This window comes from Prevotella heparinolytica, from assembly GCF_002998535.1.
GTDB lineage: Bacteria > Bacteroidota > Bacteroidia > Bacteroidales > Bacteroidaceae > Bacteroides > Bacteroides heparinolyticus.
This window is the reverse complement of sequence record NZ_CP027234.1, coordinates 2,226,120-2,251,350: the sequence shown is the minus strand read 5'-3', so window position 1 is coordinate 2,251,350 and position 25,231 is coordinate 2,226,120. Positions and strand designations below refer to the sequence as shown.

Sequence of the window (25,231 nt, the reverse complement as noted above, 5' to 3'; positions counted from 1 at the left end):
TAAGCATTCGCATGGGGGAAAATTTGGTTCGGTTATTGTCCCTCAAAAAGATAATAGTTTTTTCTCTGCTTTTAAGATAGAAACTACAATATTAAAGTTTTTTTCAGGAAAAGCCAAATGGTTGTTTCTTTTTTTATTTTCAGCCTCCGTTCAGCCTTGTCGGACCAAACAATTACGTCAGTTCGGGATAAGAGAATGGTAATAAAAGTTGGTATCCCGTTTATTTATCGTAACTTTTAGCCTCTACCGCCGAGGGGTATAAACATATTCGGCACCGTAAGGGACGTATGTCCGATAGCGAGATTATGACGATCCTGCTGTGCCGTCATTTCGGGACTTTCTGCAATACCAAGCATTATTATCTGTTTTTTTATCAAAGGATATTTGAGGAGTTATTTCCCAACCGCAGTACCCCGCAACCGCTTTGTGCAACTTGAAGCCGCGGCACCATCCCGAACTGACGTTTTTTATGAAATGCCCGGTTCGCGGTGTTTTATCGCCCCTACAGTATGTTCTGAGGGGGATAAAATGCCGTGAACCGGGCATTTGGTGCATTTGCATTTCGGGCTTTCATGTATTAACTTTGCGGTTGCAAATCAAACACGATACAGTATGGAAAATTTTTTCTGGTTTAAACACCGCTTCAACCTGAGCCGCGACAGCAGGCTCTACAAACTCATCGACGAAGAGGGTGCACGGGGCTACGGCAGCTACCTCTTCATTCTCGAACGGCTTTACAGTCAGGAGTCCGGTAGGCTTTTCATCGGGCAACTGAAACTGATACAGCAGAAAGGATTCCCGCAGGCTTATCTCGAAAAAATAGTCCGGAACTACGGTCTGTTCGTCATCGAGGACGATATGTTTTCATCGGCCATCGACTATTTGGGCACTTCGCGGAAGAAAGCGGAAGTGTCAAAGAAAAATACTACCGAGAGAGGAGCGGAAGAAGAGGAGGCGATGGCGGATAGGATGAAGATTGCCGAAGAAACAGAACCGATGCCCGAAGAGACAGCGCCAGTTGTCGAAGAAGCAAGCCCGCTTGTAGAAGAGGACGGGGATTTTCGGGCGGCAACTTCTCTTGCCGCTGCTGTGGAAGTGTCCGAAGCTTGCGCGGAGACTCCGGACGAACTTGTAGCCGACTGCCTGCCGGCTCGCAGTCGGCAAGCAGTCCGGAAAGCGGTAAAAAGCAGGATAACACACAGTGCCTTAGGGAGTTATCGAACGGACCTCCCTCGCCGCACGAGAGAAGAGAAGAATAGAGAAGAAGAGAAAAGAAAATACCTCCTCTATATAATTCCTCCTCTTAAGGTGGAGGAGGTGGAGGAACGCCACACCGTATGCGTCGTAACGTGAGGGCGCAACGGGTGCGAGGTGTGAGATTGCAGACGGTGAAGTGCGGGCTTACGGAAGCTGAAGTGCGGAGTTGCGGACGATGAAGTGTGGAGGGGGTGAGGGAGATGAATGAATTGAATCATACGAACATTTCTTTTAATGTTTTTTAAATGGGGGAAAGCGATGCTGATGTGCTTTATATAAAGAAACATTCAAAAAAATGCCCCGATGTATACAAATATAGACCGAGAAATATTATTTCGATTCTTCAACCGCACCGCCACCAACGAAGAAGAAAACAAAATTCGTGAATGGGTTGAAGAAGCGGATGAAAATTACCGATTATTGCTCGAAGAACGCAAATTCTTCGATGCCGTACTTCTGCATGGGGATGTTTCGTATAAAAAGCAATATAGCAGAATCCCTTTACGAAAAATAGCATTGAGAGTTGCCGGTATAGCTGCCGTGGTAGCACTCACCATTGCCCTTACTACTTTGAATTTGGAACAAGGCCTCCGAGAGGCTCCGCTGAATAAGATTACGGTGCCGCAAGGGCAACGGGTGAATTTAACCCTTTCCGACGGAACAAACGTATGGTTGAATACCAAAACTCGAATGGAGTATCCGCAAAGTTTCAAAGGAGCAGACAAGAGAATCGTAAGGGTGAATGGGGAAGCCTACTTCGAAGTCAGTAAAAACGCAAATCGGCCTTTTATCGTAGAAACATCCAAAGGAAAAGTCGAAGTATTAGGAACCAAATTCTATGTCAATGCTTATGAACATACCGACGACTTTGAAATCTCGTTAATCGAAGGAAGTGTTAAGGTGTTGACAGCCAATGATAATATGATTTTATCTCCCAATCATAAAGCTGTTTTGCAAAACAAAAAACTTCATTGCAGGAATATAGAAGACACGGATGCTTTCCGCTGGCGCGACGGGCTTTTTTGTTTTAAGGATTTGCCTTTCGACGAAGTATTAAAGTTGTTTGAGACTTACTATGACGTCTCTTTTGTCAAGGAGAATGAAAAGATACCCAACATAAGAATGAACGGTAAGTTCCGGTTGGTAGACGGCGTTGATTATGCGCTCCGGGTATTGCAAAAAGAAGTGCGGTTCTCTTTTAGCAGAGATCATGAAAGCAATGTTATATATCTGAAATGAAAAAAATGAATAATAACCTTAGATAATATTTTGTTAAACTTTAAATCCGAAAGCCTATGCCAAATACCCTCAATTAATGCCTCTTAATTAAAGAGCGGCAAGTACTGCAATACTTGCCGCAAGTGGAAAAGCTCTTTCACTTAAATGGAAAAGAAACCTTTATTAAACTCAAACGTAAATGTATGAAAAAAGATTCAACTGAAGATAGAACTTTAGGGAAAGTACATCCTTTTAACCTATTTTATAGAGTAATGAAAATCACTACATTATTATTATTCTGCACTTTTTGCGCAGCAGCTTCGACGGTCAACTCTCAAACGGCAAAGGTAACCATTAAGAAGTCAAATGTATCTCTCCTTGAGGTGTTGAATGAAATTGAGAACCAAACAAATTTTCTGTTTATATACTCCAATAACATTAATGTGAAACGTCCGGTTTCTGTCAATGTGAGTAACAAAAAAGTAGAAAGCGTATTATCACGGCTGTTTCCCGAAGGAAACGTAACTTTCACATTGGAGGGTACACACATTGTTTTAACCCAGACAGATACCGCTTCTCAGGCTGTGGCACAGCAAAAAGGAGAAGAGAAAAAAGTGACGGGCATTATTACCGATGAAAACGGCGAACCTATTATAGGAGCCACTGTCAAAGTAAAAGGCGGGTCTGTGGGAACGATTACGGACATGGATGGTAAGTTCACTCTTTCCGCTACCTCGAAATCGCAACTTGAAATATCCTACATCGGATATAAAACGCAAACGGTGACGGTGTCGACAGACGAGATGCTGCAAATCCGGCTGGTGGTAGATACGCAACTTCTGGACGAAGTGGTGGTGGTTGGCTATGGCACAACTTCTAAAAAGAAAACAACTTCCGCCATATCGCAAGTAAAAGCAGACGAATTGGGCAAAGTACCCGTTCCAAATATCACGCAAAGTCTTGCAGGCCGTGCACCGGGACTAATCGTACAGCAGTCCGGAGGCGGAATCAATTCCAAGGCTTCCATTTCAATCCGTGGTGGCGGAACACCGCTTTATGTCATCAATGACGTTATTTGCGAAGAACGCGATTTCCAAAACCTGAATCCGGAAGATATCGAGCAGATGTCTGTTCTGAAAGACGCTTCGGCAACCGCTGTCTATGGAGCGCGTGCAGCCAATGGCATCATCATGGTGCGGACAAAGAACGGACAAACAGGCAAAATCAACGTGGAATACAATTTTAACTATACGTTGAGCCAGCCTGCCAATCTGGCGGATAAGGTCGACTCCCACACGGCGGCTTTCTACCTAAACCGTGGTTTGCAGTACGACGGACGCACGCCTCAATATACTGATGAAGACCTGAATCTATTCAAAAACGGTACTGACCCGAAAGGGCATCCCAACACCGACTGGCAAAAAGTGACCATGCGTAACTTTGCCCCTGAAACGCGCCACAATCTGAGTTTCACCGGAGGTTCGGAAACCATGAAAATATATACAGGATTGGGGTATTACGACCAAGAATCCATTTATCGTACAAATGCCCATAACATGCAACGATATAATTTCCGCACCAACGTGGAGACATATCTGAAAGCCATCGGATTAAGAGTGGCGGCAAGTGTAGATGCTTACCTGCTCAACACCAAAGAACCGGCAACGACAAACGGACGCGGATATTATTACGTATGGTCGCATATCCAAAACAAGCGTCCTATGGAGGCAGCCTACAATCCTGCCGGACAAATATACAGCGGCACCAACGACAATCCGTTGTTAGACATCAGCAACGAAGGGGGCTACTACACCGCAAAAGAGAATTCGGTGAGAGGAAACCTGAATATGGAATGGAGTGTTCCTTGGGTAGAAGGACTGAAACTGAAAGTCATCGGAAGTTATACATTAGCCAACGATCAATACAAACAATGGGCTAAGACGGCAACTTCGTACGATTGGGAAGGCAGCCCGTCTACCACAGGCAAGCCCAATCTGAATAAATGGGTCAATCACCACACCAATTTCAATACGCAATTCTTGGCGGACTACTCGCGGACTTTCGCAAATGTGCATACTGTAGGCGCTCTGTTCGGCTTGGAAGCCAGCGGTAGCGATTACAACAACTTATGGGCGGCGCGCAAAAACTTCATCTTCGATGTCGACCAGATGGGAGCGGGGCCGAGCAGCACCATGGAAAACAGTTCGGGTGAAGGAGTGGGCGAACGCCGTGCAGCTTTCATCGGGCGTGTGAAATACGACTACAATGCCAAGTACATGGCAGAGCTCAATTTCCGCCATGATGGCAGCGATTATTTCCCGAAAGGCAACCGTTGGGGCACATTCTTCTCCGGTTCGCTGGCATGGACAATATCCGATGAGAACTTCTGGCATAATCTGGGTGCTGATAAGATTTTCGACCAGTTTAAGTTCCGTATGTCTTATGGTGAAATAGGTCAAGACTTCCTCGACCAAAACGGAGACAATGTGGCCGACCGCTACACTTACTTCACTTCTTATAATTTAAATCAACGTAGCGCATACATCGGCAGAGAATGGGTGCCCGGATTCAGTGAGGGGGCGTTGGTCAGCCCGGACATGACTTGGTACACTACCAAGGACTTCAATGTCGGCATCGATTTCGCATCATTCAATAGTCGTTTGTCTGGTTCTATCGATTATTTCGCAAAAGCAACCACCGGTTATCTGGCTACTCCATCGAACGTTGGTTATACCGCTCCGTTAGGAAAGAACTTACCGGTGGTCAAATCTAACGGAGAAAGTATCCGCCGGGGAGTTGAATTCGTATTGCAATGGAAAGATAGAATCGGCGACTGGGCATACGGTGTATCGGCCAATATGACTCTATACGATAACCGATGGAACATAAACCCGAATGAAGCCGAAACCCAACTTAAAAATCCGTATAAAAGAGGAACGCAAGTGAGCCCGTATTCCGGTAATTATTATAAGAATTTGGGTTATTACCAGAACTACGAGGACATTCTGAATTCTCCTAAGCGCAACGGTTCTGCCAATCTGATGGCAGGCGACTTGAAATATTATGATTTCAATGGTGACGGCAAGATTGACAGTGACGACCAGATACGCATGGGTGCAGGCGGAAAACCCAGAGCCAACTACGGTTTCGATTTCGACTTGAACTATAAAGGCTGGTTCTTTAACATGCTGTGGCAAGGGGCTACCAACTACAACTTTTATGTAGACGCCATCTTGCAGGGAGGAAACAGTAATTATCTGCCCGTAATCTATGAGTTCCAAACTGACATTTGGGCACCGGACAATACCGGCTCTTTATATCCCCGCCAGCATGCTTCGGCAGGTTATAACGGAAACAATAACTTTGTAAGCAGCGACTTCTGGCTGGTTGACGCTCATTACCTCCGCCTGAAGAATATGAGTATAGGCTACGACTTCAAACACAAACTTTTGAAAAGTGCCACATGGCTCTCCAAGTTTGCCTTGTCGCTTTCCGGATATAACCTGTTAACGTTCAGCCCGGCCAACAATTATGGCTTTGACCCCGAAGCCGGAAGAGGAGACGGGTATACCTATCCCATATCGCGAGTTTATACTGTAAGTTTAACCATCGGCTTCTAAACCAATAAAGACTAAAGACATGAAAATCAATAAATACATTTTATCCCTTTGTCTCGTTTGCACAATCGGATTGCAAGGATGTGAAGACTTCTTGGATACGTATCCCAAAGAAAGTTACAGTGACAATACAGTATGGGCAAGCCAAGGAACTGTCGACGCGTTTGTTGTCAATTGCTACGGTTCTGCATATGACCCCTACTTGAATTTCTCCACATGGGACAAGACTTTTACCAATAACATGGTGAATTGCCGACATTCCTGTCCCAATGAAGCGAGGGGCTTGATGGAAAACACATATGGATGGGGATTGAACGACCGCTTCGCAGCCATTCGCAATTGTAACCTTATCCTTGAAAAGGTGGACAAATCGGAAGTTCTGAACGAAGCTTTCAAAAAACGCTATACGGCAGAAGCTAAAATGATGCGTGCCATGATATATTATGACCTTGCACGCAAAGGAGGCCGTTATATTTGGGTGGACAAAGTGCTGAACACGGAAGATGAATTCAATCTGCCGCTCACCAAAGATATAGTAGAAAGTTACAGCTATGTGCTGAAAGATCTGCGCGAAGCCATCGTCAACCTACCCGTTGAGAAAGTGGCAGGGCGCTTGAATAAAAATGCCGGGTTGGCTCTCTTGTCCGAGGTGTGCCTGACGGCAGCCGCTTATACCGACGACGCAAAGGCCTTGCAAACAGGAAGCAAGAGCTTGTATCAAGAGGCTGTCGATGCCGTGGATGCCATTGAGGATGTTTCGTTAGACAAGGACTATGAGAGTATGTTCAATCAGAACGGTGCTTACTCCTCCCCTGAAATCATTCTTGCCCGATATTGGAGTGCTGACAATACGCAGATGATGCATACCGACATGATTAATCTGGTGCCGAACCTGACGAACAGCAATCTGGAAATCAATGGTTGCAGTCCGCTGTTCAACAAACCCGACATCTTTGAGTGTTGGTTGGATCATACACCCAGCCAGAACTTGGTGGACGCTTATTTGGTTATTGATGAAGAGAGCCAAAAGGCCGTACGCTGGTATGAGTCTTCACAATTCAAGAACAATACCAAACTCATTGGTGCCGATGAAGCGATGAAAAAAATCGAGTATAAAGATGAAGCGGAATTGAAAGGAGACAGATTCAAGGCTTTCGAGACGACAACTCCCGGAAAGAGTATCAGCGACTTGATGTATAACCGCCGCGACAAACGTTTCGATGCTTCCATCATTCACGATGGTTCCAGGTTCTTGAACGAAGACATCACTACCTGTAACCATGGCAACATGAGCCGTTGGGCTACAAAACGTTATGCTGCCGACCATGTGCCTCTGACCAATTATAGTACACGCAAGTATATCTATACCGACATGGCGCCTCGCCCATTCTATAACGTATATACTGACTATCACAAAATTCTGTTCCGCTATGGAAGGGCTTTGCTGAATAAAGCGGAGGCATTGTTGAAACTGGGACAGATAAAGGAGGCAGTCGCCACGCTGAACAAAACCAGAACCACGCACGGCGGCTTGCCCGAGTCTACGGCTTCTACGGCAGAGGAGGCATGGAATGACTATAAAATAGAGCGACGTGTGGAATTGTTCTGGGAAGGCGATTTCTACTTCAGCTTGTTGCGTTGGGGAAAATATGGCAAAGAAGCCAATGACGGTAAAGAACCGGGAAGCGTAATCGACGAGTTGTGCGAACCCGCCACGTTCATCGAAATCAACAAAGACCGTACGGCGGCATTTGTGGGCATCGTGCAACAGCAGAATGATCAACGCAAATTCGATATTCGTTCTTATTTGTTCCCTATAACCAAATCTGTCATTCAAGCCAATTCGGCTATTTCAGATGCGGACCAGAATAAGGGGTGGGAATGATTTGTCTGATTATTAACTATAAAAAAACAGAAAAAGATGAAACATATAAATTATAAATGGTTGGTGATGCTGCTGTGCATACCGTTTATGACCGCATGCAACTGGGAAGAGCTTCCTGCCTATGAAGATGCCGAAATCAGTGCTGTGCAGTTCTATTTCCGTTGGGCAAGCGATAAGAAAGATCCCATCACCGGTGAGCCTGTGGTGAAAGAGCAACGTCTGAACACGACCAACAACGTGAAATCCGAAAATGGAATAATCGAAGCAACCGTAACGGTTCCCGATGCCGGGGGAGACTTTACGGAAGCCATACGTAAACAAGTTTCCACCGGTAAACTGTGGGGACAGGTTTCCGTATCGACGGCTGCCCTCATTACCCCTATCGACGGAAGTGCCGCTTTAGGTACGCCTGATGATTGGAGTAAAGAACGTAAGTTCGAGGTGATGGCTGCCAATGGGAAAAAGAAAGTTTGGACCATCAGAATCACTCAATTCAATAATGAGTAAGAAAGGTTGAGGGTCCTTGAGGATATGTTGCGAAAGCCATACTTACCTGAGTCCGGGATAGACGGTTTCTTTTGCTAAAGATGAGGGACGGTCATATCAGACTGATATTTCTTGAATGCACCGGTTTATAGCGATCGGGCAGAAAAGGAGAGATTCTTTTACGCCGCCTTCTCTCCCTCTGTTTGACAGTTGCAATCATTTGTCGTGTCAGACGCAAGTGTTCAATCCGACAGACACTTGTGCCTGACGTGACAGACACAAGTGTTTGAGCCGTCAGACACAAGCCTCTGATGTGATAGTAGTAAATGTTTGATAACCAATGTCTTTCGGCTTTAAAAGATAAGTCGCCGAGTGAGGTTGTCGACCTGCTTCTTATCCCGGATCAGGTGCTTTATAACGAATCGACCGCCGTTATCTTTTTAAAAGAGCCGGCATGGAAGATGTGGAATGAAACGTTTTTATGGCATATCCTCTTATTGAATATAAAAACAAATAGGTATTAGTTTATATGAGAACACTCTTTCTCTCCATCATGTTGCTTTGCTTATTGCCTTTGTCGGCGCAACGAAAAGACACCGTGTACATATCAGACTTCGGCATCAGGCCATACTCTTACGAGAACAGCGTTGAGAAACTTCAGCTCGTCATCAAGGCTTGCAAGGTACAGAAGGCCCGCTGGTTGGTCTTTGAAAAGGGACGTTACGATTTCTGGCCGGAAGGCGCTATACGAAAAGAATATTTCATCACCAACACCTCGACAGCAGAGGAATGTCTGTCGAAAGTAAAAACCATCGGACTGTTTTTCGAGGAGATGGATGGGTTGACCATAGAGGGGAACGGTGCCATACTGATGTTTCACGGTAAAATGACGATGATTGCTTTCGATCATTGCAAACGGATGAGGCTGCAAAATATTCATCTCGACTTTGAGCGTCCGGGAGGTTCGGAAATGATGTATACTAAAGTAGACGAGAAAGGAGTAGAGGTAATGATACACAGAGATACTCGATATGAAATTGCCAACGGGCAGATACATCTATACGGCGAGGGATGGCGTTCCAACCGGAATCACTGCATCGAATATAATCCGCAAAACAAGTTCTTCTTCTATAGTAATGGATGGAGGGTTCTGGCGGCATCCAAAGCCGTCGAAAAAGCACCGGGCATTGTCCGCTTTACCACGCCTGAGGGATTCCGTCCCCAAACAGGCAACACACTGACCGTGCGCGACATCATCCGCGATCAAGTTGGCATGTTCATCTATCAAAGTCGGGACATAACCTTGGAAAATATGGATGTGCACTACATGCACGGGTTGGGCATCGTAAGTCAGTACACCGAAAACATCACGATGAACAACGTGAGATGCGAACCGCGTAAAGAGAGTGGACGCATCTTGGCCTCATCGGCCGATTTTATGCACTTTTCAGGTTGTAGCGGGAAGATCAGCATCATCGGTTGCCGATACGCCGGGGCGCAAGACGACCCCATCAACGTGCACGGCACCAATCTATGCGCCGTGCGGCAGGTAAACGACCACACGCTGGTGTTGCGATTCATGCACGGGCAAAGCTATGGATTCGATGCTTATTTCGAGGGAGACACGGTGGCCTTCGTCAATGCCTCTACCATGGAACGGTTCGCTTGCGCCAAGGTGACGTCGGTCAAACGGCTGACAGACTATACTGTGGAGGTGAGTTTCGACCGAAAGGTTCCACGAACACTGACGTTGAACAGCGACTGTGTGGAGAATATCAGCCGTACGCCCGAAGTGGAAATTCGCAACTGCTACTTTACGCGAACCAGTACGCGAGGCACGTTGGTTACTACTCCTCGGAAAGTGGTCATAGCCGACAACATTTATTACAAAACGGGAATGAGCGCCATCTTGATAGAGGGAGATGCTAAGGACTGGTACGAATCGGGACCGGTGAAAGATGTACTGATTAAAGGGAATACGTTTATAGAATGCGCACATAGTGGAGGACCGGAAAAAGCCGTTATTGCCATCCATCCCTCCAATAGTGAAATCGACGCTAATCGTCCAGTGCATCGGAACATACGTATTGAGAACAATGTATTCAAGACCTTGGGAAATCCGGTGCTCTACGCCAAAAGCACGCAAGGGCTGGTGTTCAAGGAGAACACTGTGGAGAAAGGAGATACCTTTATCTTCTCTGGAGAAAAGCCGTTATTTCACATGGTAGGGTGCAAAGACGTGGTTATTAAAGGCAACCGATTGGATAGGGAGAATGAAAAGCTTTTGATTATGGAAAAGATGAGGAGGCAATTCATTGATATTGACTGTAAGATAAAGGTGAAGAAGCTTCCATGAGAAGTTGTGTTTCAAGAATGCCGTTACACTTACACTGCTGATATTTCACATTATTTAATCTGCTTCCGTAGACGGAAGGAATTTCTTTTTTATTAGTTTTGTGTGAATATAAAAACTTATTGACTATGAAGAATTTAAAATCAGCTCTTATGGTTACCGCTCTATTGTATCTTTGCGGTTGCACCCCTTCGTCGAAACAACAAGAAAACGCCACTGTTGCCGATGTGACAGAGAAGAATGCCGTGATAGAAACTATTATGTCTCGTCGCAGCTTCCGCAAGTACCAACCGCAAGCGGTGAGCCGCGATACCATGCAGATTATTCTGGATTGCGGCATCAACGCTCCCAACGGGCAGAATAAGCAATCGTGGGAAATACGTGTAGTGGATAATCCGGAGTTCATCAATGGAATTAGCGAAGTTTATAAGAAAGAAAACCCCAAAGCCGCCGAAGACCCGGACTTCAAAAACATGTTCCGCAACGCTCCCACAGTGGTTTTCATTGCCAACGATACCTCGTACGGACTTTCGCAGATTGACTGCGGTTTGCTGGGCGAGAACATGATTCTTTCGGCTTGGTCTATGGGAATAGGCTCATGCTGCTTAGGCGGCCCTACTCGTTTCATGACCTCCAGCCCTGCCGCTGCCGAATATCTGAAGAAACTGGATATCCCGGAAGGTTACCAATTGCTCTATTGCATTGCTTTCGGCTATCCGGACGAGACGCCCGCAGCCAAACCACGTAATGCGGCAAAAATTAAGTTCATAGATTAATCTCCTTTATAGAGAGATAACCGTATTAAGAAAAAGCCATGCCGAAGGATATACCTTCTGACATGGCTTTAAAACTAATCCATTTTCCCGCATAGATACGCCGGCAGTGGGAAGGCAACGAACCAAACGGCTTTTGTTTGTAGTTGCGTAAAAGTTCGAGAATCAGCAGGCAACAGCCATACAGCAAGGTGATGGGCCCGGCCATGACAAACAGCGCAAATTCAAATTAAAGGGAATGCCTATAATTTTATGTTCAAGCAAAAAAGAAGCTTTGCAGCATTCGTCTCATCCGTTTTTTTTGAAACCGGAGTGACTGATGTTTTTAGGTCGATTTTCCCCTTGTTTGTAAAGATTTAGAAATCTGCACTAAAAACCGAGTGGATTTTTAGTAAAATCTCCCCCGATTTTTAGTAAAAATTCCCCGGAAAATTAGTAAAAACGGCCTCGATTTTTAGTAAAATTTCATCTCCTTGATTTACAAAGGGTTACAAAATGGTTTTTTGTTTATGTTTTTCTTAACGCGTAAAGAAAGAAAAACAGTGCTTTGAGGTTGCTTTTTTGCATCAATAAAGCATAACGAAACATCCCTGTTGCCGCCTGCTGTGCAGTTTGTGCAAAGCGGCGCAAAGCAAGTGCATGCCTCGTCCGGCCTTGCCGAGATTTGAGGTGGCGCATGCTTGTTTTTTCGTATGCCGCTTTTATCTTTAGCGTGTTATCTTGTTAAATTACAGATGATTAATGTGTTTTGATGTAATATAGGGAAAAAGAAATGTAACATAAAAAAGAAACATGTAGCACAATCAAAAAAACGTGTATCATAATGCTGTCAGTCGTATGCGCGTATGCTCTATCTTTGTCTCACCGGAAAACTCCGGGTTATAAAACTGAAACGTTAATCTTTAAAATCTGCTTCTGATGAAAAAGAGACAAAACTCCAAACTTCTGGCGGCCTTGTTCGTCCTTTCCTGTATGTCGGGATTTTCTTGCGCTTCTTCCACTGCGGGGGTAGGCAGAACTCCGGTTGTGGCAAAGTCAACGGCTATGTTCGACCGCTTCACCTACAAAGGAGAAGATACCTTTTATAAAGAGCATCCGCTGCCCGATGCCGAGTCGTTCTACAATCCCATCCTTCCGGGTTGGTATTCCGATCCCAGTATCTGCACCAATGGCGAGGGGGATTACTTCCTTGTTACTTCCACCTTCACCTTCTTCCCCGGAGTGCCCATCTTTCACAGTACGGATTTGGTGAACTGGCGGCAGGTAGGCCATGTGCTCACTCGTCCCTCGCAGTTGGTCAACATGAAAGGCCAGCACGTCAGTGGCGGTATCTTCGCACCGGCCATCTCTTACAACCCGCACAACAAAACCTACTACATGGTCACCACCAACGTGGGGGCGGGCAACTTCTTCGTAAAGACCCGGAACCCTTTCGGTGAATGGTCCGACCCCATCATGTTGCCCGAAGTGGGAGGCATCGACCCCTCTTTCTTCTTCGATGAAGATGGCAGGGCTTATATTGTGAACAACGATGACGCACCGGACAACAAACCCGAATACAGCGGGCACCGCACCATACGCGTGCAAGAGTTCGATGTGGTGACCGACCGCACCATCGGCCCTCGCAAGATATTAATAAATAAAGGTGTGCATCCCGAAGAAAAACCCATCTGGATTGAAGGCCCTCACATGTACAAAATAAATGGAAAGTACTTCCTGATGGATGCCGAAGGCGGTACCAGCAACTGGCACTCCGAGGTGATATTCCGTGGCGACTCTCCGATGGGTCCCTTTACGCCGTGGGACAAAAACCCTATCCTCACGCAAAGACACCTGTCAGGTTCGCGCCCCAATCCTGTGACTTGCGCCGGCCATGCCGACCTGATACAAACCAAAGAAGGTGATTGGTGGGCTGTCTTTCTGGCTTGCCGCCCCATCGACAACAAGTTCGAGAACTTGGGCCGTGAAACCTTCCTGATGCCCGTGCGCTGGAGCGAGGACGGATTCCCCTACATGACGCAGGGCGACGAGACCGTACCTCCGGTCTTGAAACGTCCCGGCGTGAAGCGCAACGAAACAGTGACCTTCGGCAATTTTGAGGAAATCGAAGAATTCGACGGTAAAACGTTGGGTATGCAATGGACTACGCTCCGTGCTCCCGCCACCGGTCTGTACTCCTTGTCTTCAGCCCCCAGCTATCTGACGCTGAAGTGTGCCGATATCAGTGCCACCGAGCGCGATACCCCCGCGTTTGTTTCCCGCCGCATGCAGCACCACAATTTTGAGGCTGCCACCCGTATGCTGTTCAATCCCTCCGACGACAAAGAGGCTGCCGGCCTGCTGCTGTTCAAGGACGAACGCCATCAATACTTCTTCTGCGTGTCTCAACCCGGAGGAGTGCGCAGCATCTCCTTGAAGAAAATCGGTGCTTCCGCCGAAGAGGTGCTTGCCACACGGAAACTTCCTGCCAAGCAAACCGACATCCGTCTGAAAGTCGTGTCGCGCGGCACGCACTACGATTTCTACTACGCCACCTCCAAAGGCAAAGCGTGGACACTGCTGTGCAAGGACGTAGATGCCGGCTATCTCTCTACGGCTACGGCCGGAGGCTTCACCGGCAGCATGATAGGCCTGTATGCCACCCGGAAATGATTACACCTTATAAATACTATTATGAACACTGTGAATATGTATGACGATAGTTGAAACTGTTATCTGTAACAATTAATAATTAGAGAGAAAATGTAGTGATTAATTCTTAAACTAATGGTAATGAAAAATGTAACAAAAAAGATTCAGAAGATTCCCGGCCTGATCTTGATGATGCTGCTCTGTTGTTTGACGGTGTCGGCGCAAAAAGGAGTGACGGTGAAGGGAGTTGTTGTAGACGGCAACGGAGAAACTATCATTGGTGCTTCGGTCGTATTAAAAAGTAACAGCTCGGTAGGTACGATATCCGACATAGATGGTAACTTCGTCTTAAACGTACCCAATGAGAACGCCACTCTTGTTGTTTCATTTGTGGGAATGAAGCCGAAAGAAGTGAGAGCGACTTCCAAAGCTATTATGAGAGTGATGCTCGAAGACGACAGCCAGCAATTGGAAGAAGTGGTGGTAGTGGGTTACGGCCAACAGAAGAAAGCCTCAGTGGTAGGTGCCATTACCCAAACCACCGGTAAAGTGCTGGAAAGAGCTGCCGGTGTAAGCAACATTGGTGGAGCGCTCACCGGAAACCTGCCGGGCGTAATCACCACGCAAGGCACGGGAATGCCCGGTGAGGAAGATCCTAAAATTGTGATTCGTGGTGCAAGTTCTTGGAATAACAGCGAGCCTTTGGTGTTGGTCGACGGTATAGAGCGACCGATGAATAGCGTGGATATCAGTTCTGTACAGTCATTGTCCGTCCTGAAAGATGCCTCTGCTACGGCCGTTTATGGTGTGAAGGGAGCCAATGGTGTCATCTTGATTACAACTAAACGAGGAACCGAAGGCAGTGCGAAAATAGATGTGGGTTTTAATGCCACACTCAAGGCTCCTTCCAAATTGCCTAATAAGCTCGATGCATACGATGCTTTGATGGCCCGCAACGTGGCCATAGAGCATGAATTAGGCTTAACACCCGACTCTTGGGCTTATATTAGGCCGCAATCGTTTATCAATAACTACCGCAATCAGACCTCCGTCGAACAGATGGAACGCTATCCCAACGTGGATTGGCAAAAAGCACTGTTCAAAGAAACGGCCGTGTCCTACAATGCCAATGTGAACGTAAGCGGTGGTACAAAGTTTGTGAAATATTTTGCTTCGGCCGATTATGTTCACGAGGGTGACCTCTTCCGCGTATACGACAATAATCGGAATTACAACTCCGGTTATGGATACGATCGTCTCAATGTGCGCAGTAACTTAGACTTTAGTATAACCAAAACCACGTTGCTCAAGATCAACTTGGCCGGTTCGAATGGCGTACGCAAGTCTCCTTGGAATAATGTCAGTGGAGACGAGTGGCAGATAGGACAACAATGGGCAGGTGCCTATAACATTGCCCCCGATGTGTTTTTGCCGCAATACAGCGATGGTTCTTGGGGATACTATCCTCAAATATCCAATGTGTCTAACTCGGCTTCGAACATGGCATTGGGTGGTTATATGCAAACCACCAGTACCCGTATCAATACGGACTTTACATTAGAACAGGATCTGGGTTTTGTGACGAAGGGATTGAGTGCCCGCGCCATGGTGTCTTGGGATAATATGTTTGTAGAGAATCGGCGAGGTATCAACGACCTTTATAATCAAGCCCAACAGAAGTGGATAAATCCTGAAACTGGCCAGGTCGTACTTAAAAACGACTTCGATAGTGCAAATGGCTTCGACTGGCAGCAAGGTGTGAACTGGACCACACAAGCCGGAACGGTAGATAATGGTGCTACGGTGCGTAATCTGTATTATCAGGCGCAATTAAATTGGGCACGTAGTTTCGGTAAGCATAATATTACGGCTATGGGACTGTTCAGCCGGCAGGAAAATGCCCGAGGCAGTGTGATGCCTACCTACCGTGAGGACTGGGCTTTCCGTACCACATATAATTTTGCCGACCGTTATTTCATTGAATACAATGGCGCTTACAACGGTTCGGAGAAATTCAGCAAGGAGAATCGTTTTGCTTTCTTTAATTCAGGAGCTTTGGGCTGGATGGTGAGCGAAGAACCGCTTTTCAAGCCTCTCAAAAAGTATGTTGATATGTTGAAGCTAAGGGCTTCTTATGGTGAGATTGGTGATGACAATCTGGGACCCAATCCTTTTGACCCAAGCAGACGATGGCTCTATATGAGCCAGTGGGCCTATGGAGGACATACCACCATCGATTTGAATCAGAAAGAAAGCATCTATACGTGGTACAGAGAAGCTGCCATAGGTAATAAAGATGTGAAATGGGAAACGGTGAAGAAGATAAACCTGGGTATCGACTACTCTGTTCTGGGTGGTTTGCTGGCCGGTAGCTTGGAGTTTTTCCGTGACGAGCGTACGGACATCTTGGTGTTTGGTGCCGATCGTTCGGTTCCTTCTTATTTTGGAAGTACACCGCCCACTGCCAACATCGGTAAGGTTAGAACCAATGGATACGAATTGGAATTGCGCGTTAACAAAACATTTGCCAATGATATGCGCGTATGGGGTAACTTCAGCATGACGCATGCCAAGAATAAAATTCTGCAGAAAGACGATCAGGAATTGCGTCCCGGATATCAGAAAGCTGCGGGTTATAGCATCGGGCAATATATTTCATATATAGATGGTGGATTTATTCAGAATTTCGATGAACTCTATGGTAGTCCGGCTCATGATACGAATGACGCACACAAGTTGCCGGGTGACTATTACATCGTGGACTTCAATGGCGACGGTGTGATAGACAATAAAGACCAGGCTCCTTATGGATACACAGGAACCCCGCAGAACACCTTCAATGCGACCATCGGTTTTGAATGGAAAGGATTCAGCTGTTTCGCCCAGTTCTATGGAGTGACCAATGTAACGCGTGACGTATCTCTGAATAGCTTTGGCAGTAAACTCAATACGGTTTACAATATCGGTACTTGGTGGTCGGTAGACAATCCCAATGCTGATGTGGTGGTGCCGCGTTGGAACTCTACTCCAAGCTATAACACCGGAACTCAGTTCCTTTACGACGGTTCTTATATCCGCTTGAAGAATGTGGAGGTGGCTTATACCTTTACAAAAGGATTTGTAAAGAAGTTCGGAGTGCAGAATCTGAAAATTTATCTGAATGGAAATAATCTGTGGCTGTGGACCAGAATGCCGGACGACCGTGAGGCAAACCTTTCCGGAGCGGGCTATTTGGGAGCATATCCTACGGTGAAGCGTTTTAATTTAGGTATAAAATTCACATTATAAAAGGAGAATCTTATGAATAAAAGATACACAACATATCTGTGGACCGGTGTTCTGTCTCTTGCTTTGGGGATAACTTTTCCCTCGTGCGAGGATTATCTGGACAAAGAACCGGAATCTACATTGTCTGAGACGGATGCGTATAAAAACTTCAGGAACTTTCAGGGTTTCATCGAAGAGATTTATAACTGTATTCCCGATAAGGAAAAGAATAACTATTGTACATCGTGGAACTGGGGAGACGATGAAGTGTTTAATCCTGAGGGAAATGCACACATGACACATCAGGCTGATTTAGGAAACTTCAGAGCTTGGCAGTCAAACAACCAAAGCTGGTTGTATCGCACCGGTAGCAATCCCGCTTCTACCAATAAATTTAACCACTCTTTGTGGCCGCATGCTTGGTATTGCATTCGTAAGTGCAATCTGGGTATAGATAATCTGGATAAGTTTACCGGAACGGAAGAGGAAAAAAAACTTATCGAAGGACAATTGTATTTCTTCCGTGCATGGTGGCATTTTGAACTGATGCAGTATTTCGGTGGATTGGCCTATGTGGATCAAACACTGGATGCTTCTACTAAACTGAAACTGCCCAGACTGAGTTATCAGGAGTGTGCCGACAAAGCAGCTGCCGATTTTCGTAAAGCTGCCGATTTGCTGCCCATCAATTGGGATAATACCACAACGGGCAAGCTCACCGAAGGGAAAAACCAGCTGCGTATCAATAAGATCATGGCTTTAGGTTATTTGGGAAAGAACTACCTGTGGGCTGCAAGTCCGTTGATGGAGCATGGTGCTCAAATGGGCGGAGCTAAAACTTATAGCTACAATACGGACTATGCAAAGAAGGCTGCCGAGGCTTTCGGCGAACTGCTTGCTTTGGTAGAGAGCGGACAAACGCAATATGCCTTGGCGCAGTATGAGTATTCGGACATCTACAATCACGAAAAGGCTTCTTCCGCATCTACTTGTTTTTCTGATATCTTCTACACCCGACGCCAAAACTGGTTGATGCCGGGTAGTGTGGAAGCTATCTTCCGTGGTCCTTCGCCTGACGCCAATGGTTCGAACTGGAACGTTTCTAAACTGTTTGGCCCCAAGGTGGGAGGTATGGTTGAACACGACAACATTATTCACCAGCCCACTGCCAATTTGGTGAACATGTATGGTATGGCAAACGGATTGCCGCTGACTGACCCTAATTCGGGTTTCGATCCCGAATATCCGTTTAAGGACAGAGATCCTCGTTTCTATCACGACATCGTTTTTGATGGATTTAAATACGTAAACGGAACATTGAGTGCAGAGCGTGAGCAATACCGCTATTGTGAACTGTTTACCGGTGGTAATATGCGTCCGGTGGCCAATGGCAGTCGTACAGGATATTTCATTCAAAAATTGGTGCCGCATACTTGTAATGTAGGCGATAGAGAATACGATTGGGGTTCGAACTTGCACTGCTACCTGCCTTACATGCGCTTGGCAGACATTTATTTGATGTATGCAGAGGCATGTGCAGCCCAAGGTGGCGCCGGGGTGAGGTCCTCTAACTGTTCGTTGACGGCAGTCGATGCGGTAAATAGAATCCGCGAACGCTGTGGGGCCGGACACGTGGCTGAATCTTTCTTAACCGACAACCGGAAGTTTATGGACGAGTTGCGCCGCGAGCGTGCTGTTGAACTGGCTTTTGAAGGATTCCGGTTCTGCGATTTGCAACGTTGGCTGTTGTTGACCGAAGCTCCTTATACCATTAAAACTTCTCAAGAATTCGATCGTCTGGAAAGCGCAGATTTCTTTAAAGAAAACGACCCGAGAGAGGCTAAGGTGGCAAACTTCAGAGAAGAGGTTATCTTGAAACGCATCTTCGGTACTAAACATTATTGGTTTCCATTGCCGGACGATGATGTGTACCTCTATGTAGAGTTCAAACAGAATCCCGGATGGTAATGCCGATCGTGGAGAATGCATGTTTAATACTAAAAGAGTAAACAATGAAATATATACAAACGAAATTCATTTTATGTGCGATGTCGGTCTTTTCATCCTTTGCTGTCAATGCACAGACAATGGTCGAAAATGAAATGGATTCTTTGGCGACTGACAAACAGCCGCTTGTACAAGTCGCATATCGCAAGGTGGCACAAAATGACTTGTTGGGAGGTGTCTCCGTAGTGAATGTTGAAGAGCTGACCGACAAGAATTACAACACTTATAGCTTGGATAATATGCAAGGATATATCGGTGGCTGGACCGGTAACTCAATGTGGGGAATGGATGCCGACAATGCCGGATACTTGGTGTTGGTGGATGGAGTACCTCGCAGCACAGACAATGTATTACCCTCTGAAATTTCTCAGATAACATTCCTGAAAGGGGCACAGGCCGTAGTTCTCTATGGAAGCCGTGCGGCCAAAGGAGCTATCTTGATAACCACGAAACGAGGTAGCGAAGGAGATTTAAGAGTGAATGTACGTGCCAATACTCGGTTGGATGTAGCAAAAAGCTTTCCGGAATACTTGGGCGCTGCCGAATACATGACGCTTTATAACGAGGCTTCCTTGAACGATGGTAAGGGCATCTCGTATACGCAAGAGCAAATCTATAACCATGGTTCCGGATTGAATCCGTATCGCTATCCGGATATGAATTTCTATTCGTCCGATTATATTCGGAAGGTTTCTAACTATTCAGATGTGTCTGCCGAGATTACAGGAGGTGGAAAACGTGCTCGTTTCTACACTCAAGTAGGGTATGCGCATGGGGGTAGCCTGCTGAAGCTTGGTGAAGCCAAGAACAATGGTACCAACCGTTTGAATGTGCGTGGTAATGTAGATGTTACCATTAACGATTTTATCAATGCCTACATCAATGCCAATGCTGTGTTTCATGATGCAAAGAGTGCAAAAGGCAATTATTGGTCTGATGCGGCTACCGTTCGTCCTAACTCCCACAACTATGTAGCTCCATTTATTCCGTTGGATTATATCGACCCTAATGCGGCTGCTGCATGGGAGTTGATCAATACTTCTAACAACATCATTGATGGTAAGTACTTCCTTGGTGGTTCCAGTCTTGCTCCTACCAACGTTTTTGCCGACAGCTATGCAGCCGGAAGCTTAAAACTAACAAGCCGTCAGTTCCAATTTGATGCAGGAGTGGATATAAACCTGAATAAAGTTTTGAAGGGACTTTCTTTTCATACGCAATTTGCAGTGGATTATGCCACCGCTTATACAACCTCATTCGACAATAAATATGCCGTTTACACTCCGACGTGGTCTAACTACGGTGGGAAAGACGTTATTGTGGGATTAGTGAAAGAAGGTAATGATGAGCGGACGGCTACACAGAATGTAGGTTCAAGTGCTGATACACAGACCATCGCTTTTTCCGGTCGGTTCAATTATGAGAGGACTTTCAATAAAGACCATAACATTTCGGCCATGCTGATAGCTTCGGGTTATCAACAAACATTGTCGGCCAGATATCATCGCATCAGTAATGCTAACTTGGCTTTGCAGGCCGGATACAATTTCCGCAATAAATATTATGCAGACTTTGGAATGGCATTGATTCATTCGGCTAAGCTGGCCGAAGGACACCGCAACGCTCTCTCTCCTTCTTTGACATTGGGATGGAGAATGAGCAAAGAGGGTTTCTTGGCCGATTCTCCGGTAGTAGACGATTTGATGTTCAGTATATCCGGAAGTGTGTTGCATCAAGACATAGATGTAGCGTTGGGAGGAAACGAGTATTATCTGTATAAATCGGTATGGACTCAGAACGATGGTTATGGCTGGTACGATGGTTCAAGCGGAAGATATACTATCTCCACCCGTGGCGAAAATACAGATCTCACTTTCATTAAGCGTAAAGAACTGTCTGTCAATCTGCGCACGTCATTATGGAAGAAACTGTTAACTGCCGATGCTTCGTTCTTTATCAATTCTATGGAAGGCTACTTGGTTAACCCCACTTCTTATCCGGGACATTTGGTTACCGGATATCCGGCGGCATCGTTTGTTCCTGTGATGAACTATAACAACAACCGTCGCGTTGGGTTTGACTTCAACGTAAATATGAATAAACGTTTAGGTAAGGTGGACTTTTCTTTGGGACTGTCGGGAACTTATTACGACACCAAGGCTACAAAGCGTGACGAAATCTTCACAGATACCCGTAAGCGCGAAGGACGTCCGGTGGATGGCATCTGGGGATATAAGAGTGCAGGCTTCTTTAAGAACGACGCGGATATTGCCGCTTCTCCGGAGCAGAAATTGGGAGGTACGGTAAAACCCGGTGACATCAAGTACATTGATTTGAATAACGATAACGTGATTGACGAGAAAGACCAGACCTACTTAGGCAAGGGCGGATGGTATGGAGCGCCTTTTACCCTCGGTGTGAACCTGACGGCAAAATGGAACGGGTTTACGTTCTTTGCTTTGGGTACGGGAGGTTTCGGAGCTTATGGCATGAAGAACAGTTCTTATTATTGGATTTCGGGAGAAAACAAATATTCAGCAATAGTACGCAACCGTTGGACACCTGAAACGGCCGAAACTGCCACTTATCCTCGTCTTACCACGGAGAGTGGAAGCAACAATTTCGTCTCTTCGGATTTCTGGATGTATAAAAACAACCGTTTTAATCTGGTCAAAGTGCAGGTTACTTATGACTTGCCCAAACAGTGGCTCCGCAACTCGTTCCTGCACGAAGTTTCTGCTTATGTGAGCGGAGGAAATCTGCTTACCATAGCCAAGGAGCGCAAGCATATGGAGATGAGCGTGGGAAGTGCGCCACAAACCCGATTCTATAATATTGGCGTGAAAGCGGTATTCTAAAAAATATAACAATGAACAATATGAAAATAAAAAACATCATAGGATGCGTGGCGTTGCTCGCCACATTTACGGCATGTGATGATATGTTTTCGCCTGCTATCGAAAACAATAGAGGTATACAGGAGATGTATAACGAACCGGCCTATGCCCAAGGACTTCTGGGATATGCCTATGCCATGCTCCCTTATGACACCCGAAGTGTGAGCGATGTGGCCACAGATGATGCCGTAACGAACGACCGGTCGAATAATCTGCAGAAAATGGCTCAAGGGGCTTGGAACTCTGCTAACAATCCGGTGTCTCAATGGCAGGCTCGTAAGGCCACCATTCAATATCTCAATATTTTTCTTGAAAATGTAGATAAGGTGGTGTGGGCCAAAGACGAGAAAGTCAATGCGATGTATTGCGACCACTTGAAAGGTGAAGCTTATGCGCTTCGTGCCTTGAACATGTATTATTTGCTGATGGCTCATGCAGGAAAAACATCGGATGGGCGGATGTTGGGTGTTCCTAAATTGACGAGCTCTGAAGGAGCTTCTTCGGATTTCAATCTGCCAAGAAACACGTTTCAAGAGTGCTTGGACATGATCTTTGAAGATATTGATGCTGCTTTGCAATTGCTTCCTTTGGATTATGTGAATGTGAAAGATGCTGATATCCCTGCAAAGTATAAAGCAAATGGTGTAACAAATGCCGGTGATTACAACCGGGTGTTTGGTACTTACATGCGTGGCCGTATGAGTGCGCGCATTGCAGAAGCCATTCGGGCACAAGTAGCTTTGTTAGCCACCAGTCCCGCTTTCATAGAGGGTACCACGATCAATCAAGCAACAGCTGCCGATTATGCTGCAATAGTGTTGGATCGCATAGGCGGTGTTTCAGGTATTGCTCCTAAGGGACATACGTGGTTTATGAATACGGCAGAGATTGATAATTTAGGTTCGGGAGCTGTGCCGGCCGAAATTATCTGGCGCGGAAATATATCCAATGGAGATGCTGATTGGGATATCGGGCTTCAGACCGAAAAAGACAATTTCCCTCCTTCGCTCTATGGCAACGGACGTATCAATCCTACTCAGAATTTGGTAGATGCTTTCCCTATGGCCAATGGATATCCCATTGATGATGCGTTGAGCGGTTATTCAAAAAAATCTCCTTATGTTGGTCGTGACCCGCGTTTGGCACAGTACATCATCTATGATGGTGCAAACTTCAAAGGAAAAACAATTACTACAGGTACCTATACTTCCGACAATGATGGGCTGAACAAGCAAGCTACTTCTACTCGTACCGGATATTACATGCGTAAGCTCTTGCGTGAAGATTGTAGTGCCAATCCCAGTGCACTGAATGCGCAGAAGCACTATACGGCACGAATCCGTTACACAGAGATTTTTCTGGCTTATGCTGAGTCTGCCAACGAAGCATGGGGACCTACCGGTAAAGGAAATCACGCATACAGTGCGTATGATGTTATCAAAGCCATCCGTGCTCGCGCAGGGGTAGGTGCGGATAACGGGGATGCCTACTTGGAGAGCATTAAGAACGACAAAGACAAGATGCGTCAGCTTATTCGCAATGAACGTCGCATAGAGCTTTGTTTCGAGAATAAGCGTTTCTGGGACTTGCGTCGTTGGAAAGCTCCTTTGACCGAGCCGGCTCAAGGCATGCAGGTGAGCAAAGCAGGCGATGAACTGACCTATACGGAGATTAAAGTAGAAGACAGAGTATATAAGGATTATATGTACTATGGTCCTATACCTTATGACGAAACGATGAAATGGGGAAACCTGGAACAAAATGCAGGTTGGTAATCTATTGTGTGTAATAAAAAAAGTAGAACGAAATGAAACTAATTAATATATTATCAGTATTGGCAGTGGGGGCATTGATGGCTTCTTGCGAAAATCTAACAGTTACGTTTCCTGATTATGAGGGAGGTACTTCCGTGTATTTCGCCTATCAATATCCGGTACGCACACTGATCTTGGGAAACAGTACAACCACCCCTGTGGATAATGACCGTAAGTGCATCATCTATGGTGCAATGGGTGGAGCTTATAAGGGAAAGGATATCACGGTAGACATTAAAGTGGACAACACCTTGACGGATAATCTTTATTTTCCCGATGGTTCGGTTGTGCAGCCCATGCCTGCCGAATATTATACCTTAGGAGGTGATAAACTTATTTATGGTGGAGACTATATGGGAGGTGTGGAAGTACAGTTCACTGATGCTTTCTTTGCCGATCCCAAGGCCTTGAAGAACACGTATGTAATTCCTCTGATGATGACGGGGGTAAAAGGGGCTGATAGAATACTGGCCGGCACTCCCCTGATTGAAGGCGATAAGCCTGCACACACAAATTCGGAGTATTGGAGTGTACAACCCAAAGATTATGTGCTCTATTGCGTGAAGTTCATCAACCCTTGGCATGCTACTTATTTGCGTAGGGGAGTGGATGTTATTACCGAGAATGGAAAAACAACAACGGTAGTAAGACATACCGGCGATGTAGAGAAAAATGAGGTATGTAAAATGACCACGTCGGGTCTGAAGCAAACGCTTTATCCCGTTACCACCACCGTGGCATCTACTCAGGCAAAACTGGCTTGCGACTTATTGCTTACCTTCAATGATAAGAATGAATGTGTGATTACCTCTGCCACTGCCGGATACACAGCATCCGGTTCCGGAAAGTTTGTGGAAGCAGGCGAGAAAAAGAGCTTTGGAAACAAAGACAGAGATGTGATGTATTTGGAGTATAACATTGATTTTGGAGCACAGAAGTATGCTACAAAGGATACACTGGTGGTACAAACACGTGGCGTGGTGGCAGAGTGGTTTACTCCTACATATAAAGCTAATTAAGTTATGA

14 protein-coding genes and 1 pseudogene are annotated in these 25,231 nt (G+C 45.9%); 14 read left to right on the top strand and 1 reads right to left on the bottom strand.

Annotated features, from left to right (window positions below):
• Window positions 1-284: 284 nt before the first annotated feature.
• The 8 genes and pseudogenes from C3V43_RS14930 to C3V43_RS09045 form a co-directional block, all read left to right on the top strand.
• Window positions 285-441: pseudogene (locus C3V43_RS14930) on the top strand (IS982 family transposase); the annotation flags it as partial.
• Between the two features lie 171 nt (window positions 442-612).
• A complete protein-coding gene (locus C3V43_RS09080; protein WP_106069535.1) occupies window positions 613-1,353 on the top strand; it encodes a Lin1244/Lin1753 domain-containing protein in 741 nt (246 codons plus the stop codon).
• A 207-nt stretch (window positions 1,354-1,560) separates the two neighbouring features.
• A complete protein-coding gene (locus C3V43_RS09075; RefSeq protein ID WP_106069534.1) occupies window positions 1,561-2,496 on the top strand; it encodes a FecR family protein in 936 nt (311 codons plus the stop codon).
• 422 nt (window positions 2,497-2,918) lie between these two features.
• Complete coding sequence (locus C3V43_RS09070; RefSeq protein ID WP_235655831.1) at window positions 2,919-6,095, top strand: SusC/RagA family TonB-linked outer membrane protein; 3,177 nt, start codon at window positions 2,919-2,921, stop codon at window positions 6,093-6,095.
• Between the two features lie 19 nt (window positions 6,096-6,114).
• Window positions 6,115-7,977 (top strand): RagB/SusD family nutrient uptake outer membrane protein, encoded by a 1,863-nt coding sequence (locus tag C3V43_RS09065; RefSeq protein ID WP_106069532.1) that lies wholly within the window; start codon window positions 6,115-6,117, stop codon window positions 7,975-7,977.
• Between the two features lie 36 nt (window positions 7,978-8,013).
• On the top strand, window positions 8,014-8,484 hold the full coding sequence (locus C3V43_RS09060; protein WP_106069531.1) for a DUF5018-related domain-containing protein: 471 nt from the start codon (window positions 8,014-8,016) through the stop codon (window positions 8,482-8,484).
• Between the two features lie 508 nt (window positions 8,485-8,992).
• The gene (locus tag C3V43_RS09050; protein WP_106069529.1) at window positions 8,993-10,819 is read left to right on the top strand and encodes a right-handed parallel beta-helix repeat-containing protein; all 1,827 of its coding nucleotides are present in this window, start codon (window positions 8,993-8,995) and stop codon (window positions 10,817-10,819) included.
• Between the two features lie 125 nt (window positions 10,820-10,944).
• Complete coding sequence (locus tag C3V43_RS09045; RefSeq protein ID WP_106069528.1) at window positions 10,945-11,592, top strand: nitroreductase family protein; 648 nt, start codon at window positions 10,945-10,947, stop codon at window positions 11,590-11,592.
• A gap of 504 nt (window positions 11,593-12,096) precedes the next feature.
• On the opposite strand, the gene C3V43_RS14805 is transcribed toward C3V43_RS09045, so the two are convergent.
• On the bottom strand, window positions 12,097-12,267 hold the full coding sequence (locus C3V43_RS14805; protein WP_164996235.1) for a hypothetical protein: 171 nt from the start codon (window positions 12,265-12,267) through the stop codon (window positions 12,097-12,099).
• Window positions 12,268-12,561: 294 nt separating this feature from the next.
• Here C3V43_RS14805 and C3V43_RS09035 point away from each other — a divergent pair, with 294 nt between their 5' ends.
• The 6 genes from C3V43_RS09035 (at window position 12,562) to C3V43_RS09010 (ending at window position 25,224) form a co-directional block, all read left to right on the top strand.
• Entirely contained in the window at window positions 12,562-14,241 is a 1,680-nt protein-coding gene (locus tag C3V43_RS09035) for a glycoside hydrolase family 43 protein (RefSeq protein WP_394336172.1), read from the top strand.
• A 114-nt stretch (window positions 14,242-14,355) separates the two neighbouring features.
• The gene (locus C3V43_RS09030; RefSeq protein WP_174704386.1) at window positions 14,356-17,508 is read left to right on the top strand and encodes a SusC/RagA family TonB-linked outer membrane protein; all 3,153 of its coding nucleotides are present in this window, start codon (window positions 14,356-14,358) and stop codon (window positions 17,506-17,508) included.
• 12 nt (window positions 17,509-17,520) lie between these two features.
• Window positions 17,521-19,455 carry a RagB/SusD family nutrient uptake outer membrane protein gene (locus C3V43_RS09025; protein WP_106041010.1) on the top strand — a complete coding sequence of 645 codons (1,935 nt, stop codon included), beginning with the start codon at window positions 17,521-17,523 and terminating at the stop codon, window positions 19,453-19,455.
• A gap of 44 nt (window positions 19,456-19,499) precedes the next feature.
• A complete protein-coding gene (locus C3V43_RS09020; RefSeq protein ID WP_106069525.1) occupies window positions 19,500-22,352 on the top strand; it encodes a SusC/RagA family TonB-linked outer membrane protein in 2,853 nt (950 codons plus the stop codon).
• 20 nt (window positions 22,353-22,372) lie between these two features.
• Window positions 22,373-24,166, top strand: a complete 1,794-nt coding sequence (locus tag C3V43_RS09015) for a RagB/SusD family nutrient uptake outer membrane protein (protein ID WP_106043206.1) — start codon at window positions 22,373-22,375, stop codon at window positions 24,164-24,166.
• A gap of 32 nt (window positions 24,167-24,198) precedes the next feature.
• Entirely contained in the window at window positions 24,199-25,224 is a 1,026-nt protein-coding gene (locus C3V43_RS09010; RefSeq protein ID WP_106069524.1) for a DUF5627 domain-containing protein, read from the top strand.
• Window positions 25,225-25,231: the final 7 nt, after the last annotated feature.

Coding starts and splice junctions, on each gene's coding strand:
- C3V43_RS09080 (WP_106069535.1), top strand. CDS start 613: ATGGAAAATTTTTTCTGGTTTAAACACCGCTTCAACCTGAGCCGCGAC.
- C3V43_RS09075 (WP_106069534.1), top strand. CDS start 1,561: ATGTATACAAATATAGACCGAGAAATATTATTTCGATTCTTCAACCGC.
- C3V43_RS09065 (WP_106069532.1), top strand. CDS start 6,115: ATGAAAATCAATAAATACATTTTATCCCTTTGTCTCGTTTGCACAATC.
- C3V43_RS09060 (WP_106069531.1), top strand. CDS start 8,014: ATGAAACATATAAATTATAAATGGTTGGTGATGCTGCTGTGCATACCG.
- C3V43_RS09050 (WP_106069529.1), top strand. CDS start 8,993: ATGAGAACACTCTTTCTCTCCATCATGTTGCTTTGCTTATTGCCTTTG.
- C3V43_RS09045 (WP_106069528.1), top strand. CDS start 10,945: ATGAAGAATTTAAAATCAGCTCTTATGGTTACCGCTCTATTGTATCTT.
- C3V43_RS14805 (WP_164996235.1), bottom strand. CDS start 12,267: ATGCGCCACCTCAAATCTCGGCAAGGCCGGACGAGGCATGCACTTGCT.
- C3V43_RS09035 (WP_394336172.1), top strand. CDS start 12,562: ATGTCGGGATTTTCTTGCGCTTCTTCCACTGCGGGGGTAGGCAGAACT.
- C3V43_RS09030 (WP_174704386.1), top strand. CDS start 14,356: ATGGTAATGAAAAATGTAACAAAAAAGATTCAGAAGATTCCCGGCCTG.
- C3V43_RS09025 (WP_106041010.1), top strand. CDS start 17,521: ATGAATAAAAGATACACAACATATCTGTGGACCGGTGTTCTGTCTCTT.
- C3V43_RS09020 (WP_106069525.1), top strand. CDS start 19,500: ATGAAATATATACAAACGAAATTCATTTTATGTGCGATGTCGGTCTTT.
- C3V43_RS09015 (WP_106043206.1), top strand. CDS start 22,373: ATGAAAATAAAAAACATCATAGGATGCGTGGCGTTGCTCGCCACATTT.
- C3V43_RS09010 (WP_106069524.1), top strand. CDS start 24,199: ATGAAACTAATTAATATATTATCAGTATTGGCAGTGGGGGCATTGATG.